The sequence below is a fragment of the Aurantiacibacter marinus genome (genome assembly GCF_001021555.1).
Classification (GTDB): Bacteria; Pseudomonadota; Alphaproteobacteria; order Sphingomonadales; family Sphingomonadaceae; genus Alteraurantiacibacter; species Alteraurantiacibacter marinus.
The window spans coordinates 290923-308105 of record NZ_LDCP01000002.1 but is presented as its reverse complement, the minus strand read 5'-3'; the positions used below and the strand labels follow the sequence as shown (position 1 = coordinate 308105).

14 protein-coding genes are annotated in these 17183 nt (G+C 60.4%); 9 read left to right on the top strand and 5 right to left on the bottom strand.

What is annotated here, in order from left to right; translation table 11 throughout:
* Positions 1–2 precede the first annotated feature (2 nt).
* A complete protein-coding gene (locus AB731_RS07835) occupies positions 3–980 on the top strand; it encodes a bile acid:sodium symporter (protein ID WP_047093583.1) in 978 nt (325 codons plus the stop codon).
* Here AB731_RS07835 and AB731_RS07830 read toward each other — a convergent pair.
* Positions 961–2034 carry a DUF475 domain-containing protein gene (locus tag AB731_RS07830; protein WP_047093584.1) on the bottom strand — a complete coding sequence of 358 codons (1074 nt, stop codon included), beginning with the start codon at positions 2032–2034 and terminating at the stop codon, positions 961–963. The two genes, AB731_RS07835 and AB731_RS07830, sit on opposite strands and share 20 nt — an antisense overlap.
* Positions 2035–2093: 59 nt before the next feature.
* Positions 2094–2966 carry a 3-methyl-2-oxobutanoate hydroxymethyltransferase gene (panB, locus tag AB731_RS07825; protein WP_047093585.1) on the bottom strand — a complete coding sequence of 291 codons (873 nt, stop codon included), beginning with the start codon at positions 2964–2966 and terminating at the stop codon, positions 2094–2096.
* A gap of 87 nt (positions 2967–3053) precedes the next feature.
* Here panB and AB731_RS07820 point away from each other — a divergent pair, with 87 nt between their 5' ends.
* Positions 3054–4475, top strand: a complete 1422-nt coding sequence (locus AB731_RS07820) for a sodium-dependent transporter (protein ID WP_047093586.1) — start codon at positions 3054–3056, stop codon at positions 4473–4475.
* Between the two features lie 77 nt (positions 4476–4552).
* Here the strand turns inward: AB731_RS07820 and AB731_RS07815 are convergent, their stop codons facing one another.
* Positions 4553–5023: a pyridoxamine 5'-phosphate oxidase family protein gene (locus tag AB731_RS07815; protein WP_047093587.1), complete on the bottom strand. Its 471-nt coding sequence runs from the start codon at positions 5021–5023 to the stop codon at positions 4553–4555.
* 137 nt (positions 5024–5160) lie between these two features.
* Here AB731_RS07815 and AB731_RS14135 point away from each other — a divergent pair, with 137 nt between their 5' ends.
* Genes AB731_RS14135 through AB731_RS07800 form a run of 3 tightly spaced genes read left to right on the top strand, consistent with a single transcriptional unit; the run spans position 5161 to position 8641 of the window.
* The gene (locus AB731_RS14135) at positions 5161–5949 is read left to right on the top strand and encodes a hypothetical protein (RefSeq protein ID WP_193788000.1); all 789 of its coding nucleotides are present in this window, start codon (positions 5161–5163) and stop codon (positions 5947–5949) included.
* A complete protein-coding gene (locus tag AB731_RS07805; protein WP_047093588.1) occupies positions 5858–7450 on the top strand; it encodes a DUF6504 family protein in 1593 nt (530 codons plus the stop codon). Before AB731_RS14135 ends, AB731_RS07805 begins: the two co-directional genes overlap by 92 nt.
* A gap of 30 nt (positions 7451–7480) precedes the next feature.
* Positions 7481–8641, top strand: a complete 1161-nt coding sequence (locus tag AB731_RS07800) for a S41 family peptidase (RefSeq protein ID WP_047093589.1) — start codon at positions 7481–7483, stop codon at positions 8639–8641.
* A gap of 2 nt (positions 8642–8643) precedes the next feature.
* On the opposite strand, the gene AB731_RS07795 is transcribed toward AB731_RS07800, so the two are convergent.
* Entirely contained in the window at positions 8644–9453 is an 810-nt protein-coding gene (locus AB731_RS07795) for a TerC family protein (RefSeq protein WP_047093590.1), read from the bottom strand.
* Between the two features lie 123 nt (positions 9454–9576).
* Positions 9577–9987: a PilZ domain-containing protein gene (locus AB731_RS13990; protein WP_047093591.1), complete on the bottom strand. Its 411-nt coding sequence runs from the start codon at positions 9985–9987 to the stop codon at positions 9577–9579.
* A 137-nt stretch (positions 9988–10124) separates the two neighbouring features.
* On the opposite strand from AB731_RS13990, the gene AB731_RS07785 reads away from it, so the two are divergent.
* From AB731_RS07785 to AB731_RS07770, 4 genes are read left to right on the top strand one after another with little or no spacing between them, the layout of a single operon-like run.
* Positions 10125–11369, top strand: coding sequence for a putative DNA modification/repair radical SAM protein (locus AB731_RS07785; protein ID WP_047093922.1), 1245 nt, complete (start codon positions 10125–10127; stop codon positions 11367–11369).
* Positions 11366–12835: a UdgX family uracil-DNA binding protein gene (locus AB731_RS07780; protein WP_047093592.1), complete on the top strand. Its 1470-nt coding sequence runs from the start codon at positions 11366–11368 to the stop codon at positions 12833–12835. Before AB731_RS07785 ends, AB731_RS07780 begins: the two co-directional genes overlap by 4 nt.
* Position 12836: 1 nt before the next feature.
* Entirely contained in the window at positions 12837–16361 is a 3525-nt protein-coding gene (locus tag AB731_RS07775; protein WP_047093593.1) for an error-prone DNA polymerase, read from the top strand.
* Positions 16361–17116, top strand: coding sequence for an extensin-like domain-containing protein (locus tag AB731_RS07770; RefSeq protein WP_047093594.1), 756 nt, complete (start codon positions 16361–16363; stop codon positions 17114–17116). The genes AB731_RS07775 and AB731_RS07770 overlap by 1 nt, the downstream gene beginning before the upstream one ends.
* Positions 17117–17183: the final 67 nt, after the last annotated feature.

Sequence of the window (17183 nt, the reverse complement as noted above, 5' to 3'; positions counted from 1 at the left end):
CCATGTTGAACCGCGTTCAAATCCTGTTTGATCCGCTTGTACGGTTGTTGCTGCTGGCGATATTGCTGGCCAGTTTCCTGCCGGTAACGGGCGAGGGAAGGGCGATCGCGCAGGGTGTTTCCAATACGGTGATATTCCTGTTGTTTCTTCTCAACGGACTGCGTTTGCCGCGCGCAGAGGTGCTTCGCGGACTGGGCAACCGGCGGTTTCTGCTGCCGCTTGTGTTGTGGGTGTTCGCCGTCATGGGGCTGGCAGGATGGGCGATGGCTGATCTGGCAGGCCGGGCATTGCCAGCCAGCATTGCAGTCGGGTTTGTCTTTTTGGGCCTGCTGCCATCGACGGTGCAGTCGGCAACTGCCTACACCTCGCTTGCAGGCGGCAACGTCGCGCACTCCGTAGTGGCTGCTGCGACGCTGAACATACTTGGCGTGTTTATTTCCGCACCGCTGATTATCTGGCTGGCGAATTCCGGAGTTGCAGACGGTAATGTGGGGTTCGACATCGGCGCGCTCCAGCGGATCGGGCTGATCTTGTTGCTGCCATTCGTCATCGGGCAGATCCTGCAGAATTGGTTCGGAAGCTATGTGGCCGCCAAAGCCCATATCATCTCATGGATGGACCGCTTTGCCATCGCTATTGCGGTCTATGTCGCCTTTTCCAGCGCGGTAGAGCAGGGCGTTTGGACCCTTATCGCTTTGAGCGAGTGGGGAATTCTTCTCGGTATAGTAGGCGTGATGCTGGCCATTGGCTTTGGCGGTTCGTGGTGGCTCGGCGGCGCGTTGCGGCTTGAACTTGCCGACCGCAAGGCATTCTTGTTTGCCGGAGCGCAGAAGAGCATTGTCATGGGTGCGCCTTTGGCCACCATCCTGTTTCCGCCCGAGATGGCAGGCCTCGCGCTGCTTCCAGTGCTGTTGTACCACCTGCTCCAGATGGTGATTTCCGCTCCTTTGGCGAGCCGTTTCAGATCGTCTCAGTCGTAGCGTTCGCCGCCTCTTCTCGGCGCTTGTGGCGCACAGACCACCAGAAACTCAGCCCGATCAGAACACCGCCGATAAGGCCGGTGATCGTTTCCGGTATATGCCACACGGCTGACAGCAGCATGATCGCGCCCAGCACGATAATCGCCCAGAAGGCACCGTGTTCAAGGAAGAGATACTCGGTCAGCGTGCCCTTGCGCACCAGATGGATGGTCATCGAACGCACAAACATCGCGCCGATAGACAGGCCCAGCGCGATAACGATCATATTGTTGGACAAGGCGAAGGCCCCGATCACGCCGTCGAAACTGAAAGATGCGTCGAGGATGTTGAGGTAGAGAAATCCGCCGAGCCCGCTGCGCACGATATTGCCGCGCAGCCGTGCGGCTTCTTCGCGCATTTCCAGCCAGTGACTAACGGCCTCCACCGCGATGAACGTGACCAGACCCAGCATCCCGGCGGTAAGGAAGGTCAGTGCATCGTCAGCAGGCAGCGCCAATGATATCCCGTAAAGTGAAAGCAGCAGGACGGCGATTTCAATGGCCGGGAGTGCGGATACCCGCGACAGAGCGTGTTCGATGCTGGCAATCCAGTGTACTTGTTTGTCAGCGTCGAAGAAGAATTTCATTCCGACCATGGCAAGAAAAGCACCGCCAAACCCGGCGATCCCGATATGTGCAGAATTGACCAGTCTTTCATATTCTACCGGATCGTTCAGTGACAGGTCGACTGCCTGGATCGGACCGATGCCGGCTGCGATGGCGACGATCGCCAGCGGGAAAACAATCCGCATACCAAACACGGCAAAGGCGATGCCCCATGTGAGAAACCGCCGTTGCCAGACCTCGTCCATTTCCTTCAAGACCGAGGCATTGACGACCGCGTTATCGAAACTGAGCGAGATTTCGAGGACTGAAAGGATCACGATGATCCACAACATCGCAAGCGTGTCTTGCACGCTTCCACCTGAACTCGACCAGCCATACCAGACCCCGAGCGAAAGGCAGATCAGCGTGAAGATCAAAGAGAATCCGTAGAATCGCTTGAGCGTGTCCATGCGGGAAATTGTCCTGAGTTTTTTTGGAAATAGTCTGGAAGTAAGCGGCGGTCTGACCGTCAATCCTTGGGCTGGTACAATTGTTCCGGTCCAGGGAAGGATCGTTCCCGAACCTCGGCCGCGTATTTTGATGCGGTTTGCGATATGGTAGTAGCGATATCCTCGTAACGTTTTACGAAGCGCGGTACGCGTTCAAACATGCCAAGCATATCTTCGGTGACCAATACCTGGCCATCGCATCGCGCCGATGCGCCAATGCCGATTGTGGGACACGCGATGGCTTCGGTCACTTCAATGGCAATCGGTTCAATCACCCCTTCTACCACGACAGCAAAGGCGCCGGCTTGTTCCAATGCCTTGGCGTCGCCGACAATCTTCTCGGCTTCTGCGTCGCTGCGTCCGCGCGCGGCATAACCACCGAGCACATTGACCGCTTGGGGGGTGAGCCCGATATGGCCCATCACGGGGATGCCGCGCTGCGTCAGGAAAGCGACTGTTTCGGCCATGGCTTCCCCGCCTTCCAGTTTAACCGCCGCAGCACCGCTTGCCTTCAGCAAAGTGGCGGCGGCATCAAATGCAGTCTGGGGCGAGGCTTCGTAGGCACCGAACGGCATGTCGACCACCACCAGCGCGTGGTAGCTGCCGCGTACCACTGCCGCAGCATGGTTCGCCATCATATCCATGGTGACAGGGATGGTAGAGGGCAAACCGTAGATGACCTGTCCCAGCGAATCCCCGACCAGTAACAGGTCACAATGCGGATCGAGCAATTGGGCCTGCCGGGCGGTATAGGCGGTCAGCATCACCAGCGGTTCCTGGGTGACGCCATCCACCTTGCGGGCGCGGATTTTGGGGACTGTCAGCCGCCGCATGGGCGCGGGCGTCGGGTTGGCCCGGCTGGTCGAAGTGTCGAGTGTAAAGGTCGTGGACATGCCCTTCCATAATCAGACTGCCCCCTCGACGCGAGCTTTGATTCATTGCATGAGGGCGCAACCTTCAGGTCGAGAGGAAAAATATAAATGGCACTTACCCAATCGGGATCCGGTCGAGACGGTTGGTCTTCGCGGACCGCTTTTATTCTGGCTGCCATCGGATCTGCTGTCGGGCTTGGCAATCTTGTCCGCTTTCCGGCTGAGGCAGGCGCCAATGGCGGCGGCGCTTTTGTGCTGTTTTACATTCTTTGTATCGTGCTGATCGGTCTTCCGGTTTTGTTGTCGGAAACACTTATCGGCCGCCACGGGCAGGCTGCTGCACCGGAAAGCTTTCGCAAGGTGGCAGAACAATCCGGCAAATCGACGGCGTGGGAACACGTTGCCAGTCTGGGTGTCCTGTCGGCCTTTCTGGTGCTTGCTTTCTACTGCGTGCTGGGCGGCTGGGTGTTGTATTACGTAGGCGTTTTTGCTGGAGATCTGTTTACCACAGGCATTTCAGGCGGCGCCTTTTCGGATATGACAGTAGCCGAGGTGGAAGGCCTGTTTCCTGCCATGATCAGCAACGGCACGATGACTGTCATGCTCAATCTGGTGTTTCTTGCCGTGACAGTTTTCTTCGTGTCGCGCGGTGTTTCTGGCGGGATCGAGAAGGTCGCGGTGTACCTGATGCCTGCTTTTTTCGTGCTGCTGCTGGGCATCACGATCTACGGTCTTTTCGGGGGCCAAATGGGCCGGACGCTGGCGTATTTGTTCACGTTTGAGCCGGAGCGGCTGACCGGTCCGGTGATGCTCGCTGCGGTCGGGCAGGCGTTTTTCTCGCTGTCTCTGGGCGTTGCCGGGATGGTGACCTACGGTGCGTATGTGGGCCGCAATGTGAATCTTGCAGGCACCTCTGCAATTATCGCTGCAGCGGATACTGCGGTCGCCCTGCTGGCAGGCCTGTGCATTTTCCCCATCGTGTTTGCCGCAGGCCTTGCGGCTGACGGCGGGCTGGGGCTGATGTTCACGACGCTGCCGCATGCCTTCCAGGAAATTCCGGGCGGATCGCTGCTTGGTCTTGGTTTCTTCGTGATGGTAGGCTTTGCCGCATTGACGAGTTCGGTCGCGCTGATGGAAGTGCCGACAGCATGGGTTAGCGAGCGGTTCCGCTTCGCCCGCCCGGTTGCAGCCGGTATCGTGACCTTTTCGGCGGCTGTGCTGGGCGCACTTTCGGCGCTGTCGATGGGCGTTCTGTCTGGCTTTCACCCGCTTGGCTTCCTGCCAATGTTCGAAGGCATGGGCGTGCTGGATACGCTTGACACACTTACGGGCAAGATCACCATGCCGATTGGTGCCTTGCTGACATCGGTCTTCATTGGCTGGGTCGCCAACAAGCGGTTGGTCGATAGCGAGAACGGCCTTGATGGCGGATTGCACCTGTTCTGGCGCTTCCTGGTATGCTGGCTGTGCCCGATAGCGCTTACGCTGATCTTGATTGTCGGGATCTTCCCCGGCGTGCTGGGCGACTGAAAAGCGTTACTCTGATTAAAACAGAGCCGCCGCCCCGGTAAGGGCGGCGGCTCTTTTGTTCTAACGTGCGGTCGGTATCAGAGCGTCGTTTCGAGATGCTCTTCACGCGCTTCTTTGCGGACGTCGAAGCCCAGAAGCATGCGGGCGTTGTCGATAAAGCCCAGATCGCTGTTCCAGATTTCGGCCTGGCCCAGATCCATCCGCAACATCAGCAAGTTGGGATCGTCCTTGCCGCCGGGGAACCATGCCTCGACGATGGTGCTCCACTGCTTGTCCAAGCGGTCACTGCTGGTTTCTTCGGTCAGCGTGCCGGAAAAGCGGGCAAACATCTTGTGATCCTTGCCTGCGAACGTGGCCGTTGCCGGGCCACCCTTGGCAAGTGTGTGATCGCGTGTGGTGAAGAACCAGATCGTGCTGTTGGCATCCTTGTCCAGCTGTGCGGTCATCGGCACAGCATTGTCAGGCTCGCTATCGAGCTGGAGGAAGACGAAGGGGCTGCCAGAGAGGGCTTTCCAGAATTTTTCTTTAAGTTCAGTGCGGTCGGTCATTTATATCTCCTTTGCCTATCCAACTGACAAACCGCGCAATGTTTCCGAACTGTGGGTTGAAGTGTCGCTGGGCATCGACAAGCGGTTGCATGGCAGCACATATGGGAACATAAGTAGAACAAAGGAGTCGATTCGACATGGACATGGCTTCCCTGCCGCGCGCAGTGGAGCTGGCCTGTCCCGCTGCCCGCAATTCACGCTGGCACCCGGGCGGGCAAGCTGCATTGCATAGCGAGATTTTCACCCCCGGCACTGAGGCGAGTGGCGCGGGCGCAGCACTGGCGCTTGCGCTGGACGGTATGCGTGCCTCTGCGCGCGAATCTGAAGGCGCGCCAAAAGACGATACGCAAGAGCGCTGTATATTGTGGGTGCAGGACATGAAGGCGCAGCGCCTGGCTGGGCGGCCCTATCGCCCCGGTCTGCCCGAAGCCTTGCGCCACCGTCTGATCCATGTTGCGGCCAAAACTCCCGAAGATGCGCTTTTCGCACTGGAAGAGGGCGTTCGCTGCCGTGATCTCGCCTGCGTCATAGGTGAAGTGGCAGGCAATCCGCGTGCACTGGATTTTACTGCATCGCGCCGGCTCAGTCTGGCGGCGAAAAGACATGGTGTGCCGCTGTTTCTTGTCCGTTTGAACGCCGAGCACGATCTCAGTTCCGCCCGCATGCGCTGGGATGTGGTCGCCGCACCTTCCGCTCCGCCGCTGTGGAATCCCGCCGCGCCCGGTCATCCGGCGTGGCAGGCACAGTTGTTTCGTGCCCGTACGCACGCCCCCGGAGAATGGACCTTGCGCGATGAAGGATCTTTCCTCGCCGCCGAGCGCCCCCCAGAACGTCATGCAGACACCGCCACCTCGCCAGACCCAGCCCCGGCGAATCATGGCGATCTGGACCTGCGAACTGGCGCTCGATCGCTGGCGGCACTCTGAAGCCTGCACAGCGGGCGAAGGCGCAGATGCGCAGCCACTGGCGCTGATCACCGAAACTGCGCATGGCCCGCGCATCGATGCCGCAAATGTCGCTGCACGGGCAGAGGGTTCCGTGTGCGGCATGATGTTGGCCGATGCCCGCACGCTATGCCCGCATCTGCAAGTCCGCCCGAGCGATCCGGCGGGCGATCTCGCATTTCTGGAACGGCTGGCGGTGTGGGCGCAGCGCTGGGGGCCGTGGAGCGCGATCGACGCGCCTGATGGCCTGCTGGTGGACGTGACCGCCGTTGCGCATCTGTTCGGCGGAGAGCGCCGCCTGCTGGCCGATGTGGCACAGCGCTGCAAGGCGCGCGGGCTGTCTGTCAGGTCTGCCGTCGCGCCCACTGCCGGGGCCGCCTGGGCGCTGGCGCATTACGCCCCGCCGGAGGCCATTCTTACACCGGGTGATGATATCGCGGACCGCCTTGCAGACCTGCCTGTTGCAGCACTGCGGCTTGATAATGACGTGCTGCTCGTCCTCCGGCGTCTTGGCCTAAAACGGCTTGGCGATCTTGCCGGTATCGGGGAGGGGGCCAATGGCCGCGATGCTGTCCACCGCCGCTTCCGCAACCGCAAATCGCCTGCCGCCAATCCGCTGATCCGGATGGACCAGTTGAGGGGCCGCGTGCCTGAACCCTTGCTTCCGGTCATCCCGCTTTCCGCCGCACTGGTACAGCGCCGCCTGATGGAGCCGATCCGGCATCGCAACCTGCTCGACAAGGTGGTGGAAGACCTTGCCGCGGATATGGCGCGCGAGCTGGAAGGGCGGGGCGAGGGTGCACGCCGCCTTCAGCTTGGCCTGTGGCGGGTGGACGGCGAGGTTGTGCTGCGCGATCTGGAACTGGCGGCCGCCACGCGCGATCCTGCCCACATCTGCCGCCTGTTTGCCGCCAAGCTGGACGATGTCGATGCGGGTTTCGGGATAGAGATGCTGCGCCTGCGCGCCAGCTGGGCAGAGCCGCTGAAGCTGGGCCAGGCCGATCTCGAAGCGGCAGCGGAGGAGCACGGCACCAGTCTGGCAGCCTGTATCGATCGGCTCACCGTCAGGCTGGGCACAGCGGCCGTGCAGCGCCCGGTCCTGCGCGCCAGCCATATCCCGGAACGGGCGCAAGGCTGGCAGCCGCCGCTGGAGGCGGAAGCCCCGCAGCAGGAGGAACTCGCCTTTCACGCACGGCCCCTGAAACTGCTGGACCAGGCAGAGCGGATCGCGGTGCTTTATGCCAGCCCGGACGGCTATCCCCGCCGTTTCCGCTGGCGCGGCGGTGTGTTCGAAGTGGCACGGGTGGAAGGGCCGGAACGCATTGCTCCTGAATGGTGGCGCGAGAAAGGCTCTACCCGCCTGCGCGATTATTACCGCATCGAAGACGATACCGGCCGCCGTTACTGGATATACCGCGCTGGCATCGCCGGGGACGGGCGCGGCGGAGAGCCGGACTGGTTCCTGCAAGGGCTGTTTGCTTGACCGGAAAGGTCAGTAACCACATACCACGGCATGAAATTTCTCCGTATACTCGCCCCGCTTCTGCTGTTGCTGCCGACACCGCTGTTGGCCCAGACCACGTCGGCAGATTATCAGGAAGATGCGCAACAGCTGATCGAAATGGTCCAACAGGCATATGCCTATCCGGAACGCTTCGAAGGCGGTCAGATACCCGTTAACGCCGTCCTGCAGGCTCAGGCAGACGCCGTCGGCGACAGTTCCAGCCTGTTGCATTTTGCCGAAAACCTCCTGCTCATCCTGCGCGACCACCACGCGATCACCGGCAGTTCTGCCTCGGACAGCTGGGCCGTGGTTCCATCCTATGCGGACCTCTGGATCATTTATCGTGACGGCGAATATCTTGTCGATGCCGTCCGCAGTGCATCGCCAGCAGAGCAGGCAGGCATATTGCCCGGCGCAAGGCTGACCGAAGTCGGCGGCGTACCTATCGCGCAAGCAGTCGATGCTTTCTGGAACGACCTTGGCGATGACACGAGAGATGCCGAGAGCAAAGCCTTTGCAGCCCGCGTGCTCGTGGCAGGAAGACGGGACAGGCCGCGCATTCTCGGGCTGGAGGGAGCTGGCCGGGACGTATCAATCGAACTTCCCAACCTGTATCAGGGCCAGCAAGCCGGCAGCGAACCGGTCACCGTCACGCGTGAAGGCAATACCTTGCAGGTCCGGTTCAACGATTCCCTTGGCAACAACGGCACCATCGCGGCTTTCGACAGCGCAATGGAACAGACAGGCGATGCCGAAAGGGTGTTGCTTGATCTGACTGACACGCCAAGCGGGGGCAACACCGTTGTCGCGCGCGGCATCATGGGCTGGTTTGTGGATCAGCCGTCACCCTACCAGATCCATACGCTGCCAGCCGAACAGCGCCAGACCGGCATCGCACGTCAATGGGCCGAATATATCGTCCCGCGCGAAGGCAAGAATTTCGATGGACACGTAACCGTCCGGGTCGGTCGCTGGACAGGCAGCATGGGAGAAGGCCTTGCGATTGGTCTCCAGGCGCAGGGTGCAGAACTGGAAGGGCACGCGATGGCCGGGCTGTTGGGTGCTGTTTACGACCTGACGACCAGCAACACCGGATTTCTGATCAAGCTACCGGTCGAACGGCTCTATACCGTAGGTGGTGTCCCGCGAGAGGACGTCACCGTTCCCTAAGGCTACACTTGCCCTGCGCCAGCCGCCAGCCGCGCTCGCTTGTTCCGTTGCACGATGTTGAGGATTTCCACGCCAACCGAGAAGCCCATTGCCACATAGATATACCCCTTGGGCACGTGGAAGCCGAAGCCGTCGGCGATCAGCACCAGGCCGATCATGACCAGGAAGGCGAGCGCCAGCATCACCAGCGTCGGGTTCTGCTCGATAAAGCGCGCCAGCGGGTCGGCGGCAACCATCATGACGCCCACGGTTATAACGACGGCGGTAATCATGATCGGCACGTGATCGGTCATGCCAACAGCGGTCAGAATCGAATCCACTGAAAACACGATGTCAATGGCAACGATCTGCGCGATCACTGTTCCGAAAGTGGCGGTGGCGGCCTTGGCTATGCCAGGGGTTTTGTCGAGCAGGTCGCCTGAATTGTCTTCCGGCTCCATCGAATGGTGGATTTCCTTGGTGGCCTTCCACAGCAGGAACAGGCCGCCCACCAGCAGGATCAGGTCGCGCCCGGAAAAGGCCGTTTCAAAGGTCGGTTCGCCGTATGGTCCGCGGGCACCTTCTATGCCGAGATCGAAAAGCGGGGTCTGCAAGGTCACGATCCAGCCGATCAGCATCAGCAGGCCGATCCGCATGATCAGCGCCAGCGCCAGCCCGATGCGCCGGGCCTTGCTCTGTTGATGCTCGGGCAGTTTGTTGGACAGGATCGCGATGAAGATCAGATTATCTATCCCCAGGATCACTTCGAGAGCGATGAGGGTGAGCAGGGCCAGCCAAGCGGCCGGATCGGTGAGTAGTGCCATGATATCCATGGCAGCCTGATGCCCGACCTGCGGTTTCTGCTCAAGCGTTTACAATGCTGATAAACTTACGGGCCGATATACTCACCGGGCCGATATGCTCATCCGCGGACAACGCGCAACATGGCCTCATCCCTAGCAAGGTAGGCGTGCCGGAGGAGGGTTCCCGTGTGTATCCTGCGTTGCTTCACCAGCGTCGTTTGCGTGCGCGGCGGAAATTATCCGCGTTCCGGCAGGTGCCTTTTCAATGGTTTCTTGCAGGACTTCCGCACTGATCGGCCTGTCGAACACAATCCCGCACATGCCGGGTTTTGACCATGTGACCTTGCAAAAGGCTTCGTGGAGCGACCAGTCGAGAATACCCGCAGATCCGGGGGATGGCGGCACTTGCGTGGACAGGCGCGCGCCGGTGGCGGAAATATCGAACAGCCGCCCGGGACGGTCCCCGCTGGGCATCAGCAGTGTTGCAATGCAATCCACCCTTGTTCGCGGTCCGCCGCGTCTTTCAGGGACGTCAGCAGTTTTGGCACGGGCGAACAATCTCATGGGTGCGTTTCCTCCTGCAGGGTCTCTCGGCCCAGAGTGGTTAAGATCAGGCGAACAGATATGGTTTACACAGGCATCCGGTGATTTTCCGGCAGATGACGCTTGGCGAATCCGTTGTGAGAACATATAAGGAACAAATGCCTGCACTCGATACCATTCAAAAGCTGGAAATCCTTGCCGATGCGGCGAAATATGATGCGTCCTGCGCGTCGTCCGGCACGGCCAAACGCAATTCCAAGGGCGGGAAGGGTGTCGGCTCGACAGAGGGAATGGGCATTTGCCACGCCTATGCTCCCGATGGCCGCTGCATATCGCTGCTCAAGATATTGCTGACCAATCACTGTATCTTCGATTGTCATTACTGCGTGAACCGCAAGAGCAGCAATGTTCGCCGCGCACGCTTCACGCCGCAGGAAGTCGCGGACCTGACGCTGACCTTTTACCGGCGCAATTATATCGAAGGGCTGTTCCTTTCTTCGGGCATTATCAAAAGCTCCGACTTCACGATGGAGCAGATGGTAGAAACCGCGCGTATCCTGCGGGAAGACCATGATTTCCGCGGCTATATTCACCTCAAAACCATTCCGGAGGCTGATCCGCAGCTGGTGCATCAGGCCGGGCTGTATGCAGACCGCGTTTCTATCAATGTCGAATTGCCGACCGATGCTGGCCTCACCCGCCTCGCGCCGGACAAGAATGCGTTGCAGATTGAAGGCGCGATGGGCGGTGTAAAAAGCGCGATCATTCAGGCCAAGGATGAGCGCAAGCGGTTCAAACATGCGCCGCGGTTTGCTCCGGGCGGGCAATCGACGCAGATGATCGTTGGGGCCGATGCTGCCACCGATGCCGATATCGTGGGCAAGGCGAGCCGGCTTTATACCGGCTTCAAGCTGCGCCGCGTTTATTACTCGGCGTTCTCGCCTATTCCCGATGCGAGCGCAGTGCTGCCGCTGAAGCGTCCCCCGCTGATGCGCGAACACCGGCTTTACCAGTCTGACTGGCTGATGCGGTTTTACGGCTTTGCCCCGCGCGAAGTGATGCAGGCGACCGGGGCGGACGGCAATCTGCCGCTCGATATCGATCCCAAGCTGGCATGGGCGCTTAAATTTCGTGAGCAATATCCGGTGGATGTGAACCGCTCCTCCCGCGAAATGTTGCTTCGTGTACCAGGGCTGGGGACCCGTGCTGTCAGCCAGATTCTCGCCAGCCGCCGCCATCGGACCTTGCGATTGGATGATGTGGCAAAACTGACAGTCTCCATCACCAAGGTGCGGCCCTTTATTGAGACGGCGGATTGGCGGCCTGTTATGCTGACCGACCGCGCTGACCTGCGTAGCCTGCTGGCTCCTAAACAGGAGCAGCTGGAACTGTTTGCGGCATGACCGCGCTCCAGCATGTCAATTTCGGTGCCTATTACGCGGTGCACCTGCCGGAGCCCGATGATTTCGCCTTCTGGCGGGAACGGGCGCGGCAGCTGGTACAATGCGATATTCCGCCGGACCGGGTGAATTGGGTGGAGCCGGGCGGGGCAAGCGATCTGTTTGCGCAAGAGGGGCCGGCGCGGTCGGAAAAGCGCTTGCCAGTGCCGGATGATCCTGGCTGCCCCGTGCGCGCCAGCAAGCGATTCATGCAAATAGCGAAGACTGCCGCACATCATTCTGACCCTGAAAGGTTTTCCCTGCTTTATCGCCTGCTGTGGCGGCTACAATCCAGCCCGCGAATGATGGAAGACAAGGCGGACACTGATGTGCGCCGGGTGGAGGAACTGGAAAAGGCAGTGCGCCGCGATGCGCATAAGATGCACGCCTTCGTGCGCTTCCGCCGCGTAGAGAATGCCGATGAGCCAGAGGCGCCGGAGCATTATGTTGCGTGGTTTGAACCTGACCATCACATCCTGCGCCGGGAGGCGGGATTCTTCGTGCGCCGTTTCGCCAATATGCACTGGTCGATCCTCACCCCGCGCGGCAGCCTCCATTGGGACACCAAAGTGTTGTGCGAAGGTCCGCCTGCGCAAAAGTCCGATGCGCCCAGTGGCGATCCGGCGGAGGATCTGTGGCGCAAATATTATGCCTCCACCTTCAATCCCGCGCGGTTGAAGATCGGCGCGATGCTGAAGGAAATGCCCAAGAAATACTGGAAGAACATGCCCGAAGCGGCGCTTATTCCGGAACTGATTGCAGGCGCGCAGCAGCGGGAAAGCGCGATGGTGGCGGAAGGAAAGGCGGATTACGCAGCGCAGCCCGATACGCTGGAGGCCATCTCCAAGGCGATACACGCCTGCCGCAATTGTCCGATCGGCTCTCTCGAAAACCACGCAGTGATGGGCGAAGGGCCGCAGGATGCAGCCCTGATGATTGTGGGCGAACAGCCCGGCGATCAGGAGGATCTGGCGGGCCGCCCCTTCGTAGGCCCTGCCGGACAAGTGCTCGATGCGGCGCTGGAAGCGACCGGGATTGATCGCCGCGCCGCCTACGTCACCAATGCGGTCAAGCATTTCAAATACGTACAGCGTGGCAAGCGCCGCCTCCACCAGACCCCTACCGCCAAGGAAGTGGACACCTGCCGCTGGTGGCAGGAGGCAGAGCGCGCCATTGTGAAGCCGAAGCTGGTGCTGGCGCTGGGCGCTTCTGCTGCGCGTGGGCTGCTCGGCAAGACGGTGAACATTTCCAGATCGCGCGGCAGCCCGATCCCGCTGGATGATGGCAGCGAGCTGTGGGTCACTGCGCACCCTTCCTACCTCCTCCGGCTCGATGGCGCAGCAAAGGCGCAGCAGGAACAGCTGTTTGTGGCTGATCTGGCGGCGGTGAAGGCGCGGCTAGAGGAGTTGGCCCAGAAGTCAGGGCAGTGACGTGCCCGAAGCTCCGCTTACCCCTGACAAACGCACGATAGAGCTCGATCCTGACTTGATCGAAGCCCCGCCGCGTGCGCCTTTTGTGGAACTGGGCCTAGTCTCCTGCTTCAGCTTCCTGCGCGGCGCGTCCGATGCGGTCGACCTTGTGATGGCCGCGCACACGCTGGGTTATGATGCCATCGGGATTGCCGATGCCAATTCGATGGCCGGCGTGGTGCGTATCCATACAGAAGCGAAAACCCTGAAATTGCGCCCGATTATCGGTACGCGAATAGAGACGGTGGAGGGTCTCATCTTCCTTGCCTATCCAAAAAACCGTGCCGCTTACGGCAGGCTGTGCCGCCTGATCAGTGCCGGGCGAATGCAGACGCTGGATGGCGGATGGCAGGACAAGGGTGCGTGCGACATCAGCCTTGCCATGCTGGCCAAGGATAGTGAGGGTCTGCAGCTTATCCTTTTGCCTCCAAGCGATCTGGAGGAGGAGTTTACCGTTCCGGCATGGGCCAGCAATGTTATCACCATGGACGGGGAACGCGTGCAGGAGGCTGTGCGTGGGCGGTTTGTGGACATTATCAGCCACTTGGCAGCGGGTCTTCCCACACTGCGCCACCTTGCTGCCGCTTATCTTTATCGCGGAGACGATATCGCCCGGATCGACCGGCTCGATACGTTGGCGCGCGCAAATGGGCTGGCGCTGCTCGCCACCAATGATGTGCATTACCACGCGCCCAGTCGCCGTCCGCTGCAGGATGTGATGACCGCCATTCATCACAAGACCACTGTAGCGAGGGCGGGGCACCTGCTGCACGCCAATGCCGAACGGCACCTGAAAGGCCCTGAAGCGATGCTAAGGCTGTTTGAACGCTGGCCACATGCCATCACCGCGGCGCGGGCGGTGGCCGATGCCTGCGATTTCAGTCTGGACGAGCTCAAATACGAATATCCCGAGGAGATTTACCCTGACGGCATGACCCCGCAGCAACATCTGGTGGCGGAAACATGGAAGGGTGCAGATCACCGCTATCCCTCCGGCGTGCCGGACAGCGTGCGCGAAACATTACACCGCGAGCTGGCGTTGATCGGAAAGCTGGATCTCGCCCGCTACTTTCTCACCATCAAGGATATCGTCGATTACGCGCGCAGCGTTGATCCACCGATCCTGTGCCAGGGGCGGGGCAGCGCAGCCAATTCTGCCGTCTGCTATTGTCTGGAAATCACCAGCGTGGATCCTGCACGCCATGCCCTGCTGTTTGACCGGTTTATTTCCGAAGAGCGCAAGGAGCCGCCCGATATCGATGTCGATTTCGAGCATGAGCGGCGCGAGGAGGTGATCCAGTACATTTACCGCAGATATGGCCGCCACCGTGCGGGCCTTACCGCCACAGTCATCCACTATCGCCCGCGCATGGCGATCCGCGAAGTGGGCAAGGCGATGGGCCTGTCCGAAGATGTGACCGCCACGCTGGCCAAGACCGTGTGGGGTGGGTGGGGGCGCGAGATCGGTGAGGACCATGTCGCGGAAACAGGCATGGATATGACCGATCCGCACCTCAGGCGCGTTCTTGCCTTGACCACGCAGATGATTGGAATGCCTCGACATTTATCCCAGCATGTTGGCGGATTTATCCTCACGCAAAGTGCGCTGACGGAAACGGTGCCGATCGGCAATGGCGCGATGCCAGAGCGCACGTTCATTGAATGGGACAAGGATGACATAGAGGCGCTGGGCATCCTGAAGGTCGATGTGCTGGCGCTGGGGATGCTCACCTGCATCAAGAAATGCCTCGATCTGCTGGAAGGCCATCACGGCCGCACGCTGACGCTGGCCAGCGTTCCGCGTGAAGATCCGGAAACCTATGCGATGCTGCGCAAGGGCGATTCGCTGGGTGTTTTCCAGGTTGAGAGCCGCGCGCAGATGAACATGTTGCCGCGCCTGCGCCCGCGTGAGTTTTATGATCTGGTGATTCAGGTTGCCATCGTGCGCCCGGGACCAATCCAGGGCGATATGGTGCATCCGTATCTCAAACGCCGCCGGGGTGCGGAAAAGGTGGTGATCCCCGCGCCATCGCCCGAGCATGGGCCACCGGATGAGCTTTCCAGCATTCTGGAGCGGACGTTGGGCGTGCCCATCTTTCAGGAACAGGCGATGAAGATATCGCTCGATGCGGCGAAGTTTTCTTCGCTGGAAGCCAACCGGCTGCGCAAGGCCATGGCGACATTCCGCAGCCGCGGCATGGTGGACGAACTGCAGGATATGATGGTCGAGCGGATGGTTGCGCGCGGGTATGACCGGGATTTTGCGCAGAGGTGTTTCAACCAGATCCGCGGCTTTGGCGAATATGGTTTTCCAGAGAGCCATGCGGCCAGCTTTGCGCATCTGGTTTACGTGAGCAGTTGGCTCAAATGTCATTTCCCCGCCGCCTTCGCTTGCGGACTGCTCAATTCCCAGCCGATGGGCTTTTACGCCCCGGCGCAGATCGTGCGTGATGCACGTGAGCACGGCGTGCAGGTGCTGCCGGTGGATGTAAATTGCAGCGAATGGGATTGCACGCTGGAGGTTCTCAATCCCTCTGGTGCGCAGGGCCCTGAAGGCGAGGACGTCAGCGGCAGGGCGGACAAGCATATCGCCCTGCGCCTCGGCCTGCGCCAGGTTGATGGCCTGCCCGAACATGTCGCCGCGCAATTGCTGGCGGCGCGGGCGGAGGACGGCGTTTTCACCGATGTCGGGGAATTGCGGGGCCGGGCGCGCATGCCGGTTGGCCATATAGAACGGCTCGCCAATGCCGATGCCTTCACCTCCATGGATTTGTCGCGGCGGCAGGCCCTGTGGGATGCGCGCAGCCTGGTGGGCGGGGAGGATTTGCCGTTGTTCGCCCATGCAGACGAGCGTGACGAGGGAGCAGAGCGCCGCCGCGCAATCCTGCCAAAAATGCCGCTGTCAGAGGAGGTCGTGGCAGATTATCAGACCACGCGGCTCAGTTTGAAGGCGCATCCGATGGCATTCCTGCGCGCCAGTCTGGCACAGCGCGGATTTGTGCGGGCCTGCGATCTGCGGGCCAAGAAATTCCGGTCCATGGTGCATGTTGCGGGCGTGGTGCTGATCCGCCAGCGGCCGGGCAGCGCGAAGGGCGTGTGCTTTATCACGCTGGAGGATGAAACCGGCGTCATCAACCTGGTTGTCTGGCCCGATCTCAAGGACAAGCAGCGCAAGGTGGTTATGGGCGCGCGATTAATGGAAGTGCGCGGGCGTGTGGAGTATGATGACGAGGTGATTCACGTTATCGCCCACCACATGACCGACGCAACGCAGGAATTGCACCGCCTTTCGGATGATCTGCTCAACGCGCCGGTCGCGCGGGCCGATCATGTCAATTCGCCGCTGCCTTCGGGTAAGGGCAGGCAAAAATCTGTGCCGCACGAAGATACTGCAATCCGTCCGCGCGACTTGATTGACGAATTGCCCGCTACGCACAGCCACCCGCGCAATGTCCGGATAATTCCCAAATCACGCGATTTTCACTGATGGCGAAGGCGTCAAAGGCAAGAGCCAGGCGTATCTCGCCGACATTCCCTGCGGCTGATGGAAGGCTTGCCCTGCTGCTGGCGGCGGCGGCAATGCTGCTGGGCGCGCGTGTCTGGCTGGCAGAAAACCCGCAGCACAACCCCTGGGCATCGCTTGATTTGCGTGATCCGCATGGCCTGTTCACCGGAGCAAAACTGGCGTCTTTGCGCGGCGATATTCCCGCCTGCCACGCAGTTTTGAACCGCAGCGAAGTGACCTTTACGTCGCTGGAGCCAGCAATTGACGGTGAATGCGCGCGGCCAGACCGCGTGATCCTTGGTGACACGCTTTTGGTCCCCGCAGATCCGCAGATGACCTGCCCGGTGGCAGCGGGGCTTTCCATGTGGATTGATCAGGATGTTCAACGGCTCGCACGCGACATTCTCGGATCGTCTGTCATCCGGGTCGAACAACTTGGCACCTATAGCTGCCGCAGGATGTATGGCGCACCAGGCGGCGACTGGAGCGAGCATGCGACTGGCAATGCAATCGATATATCCGCCTTTATCCTGGCAGATGGCAGACAAATCAGCCTGCTGGAGGATTGGGAGGCGGGCAGCGCTGGAGACAATGCATCCGCGCGGTTCCTTCGGGAAACACGCGATTCTGCATGCCGTAGCTTCGGCACTGTCTTGTCACCCGACTACAATGCCGCCCACGCAGACCACTTTCATCTCGACCAGGCACGAAGCCCGGACCGCGGCATTTGCCGCTGAGGCAGTGTAGTCCACGAACAGCCGACGAGAACGCAAACTATTCCAGACAAACAAAAACCCCCGCCGA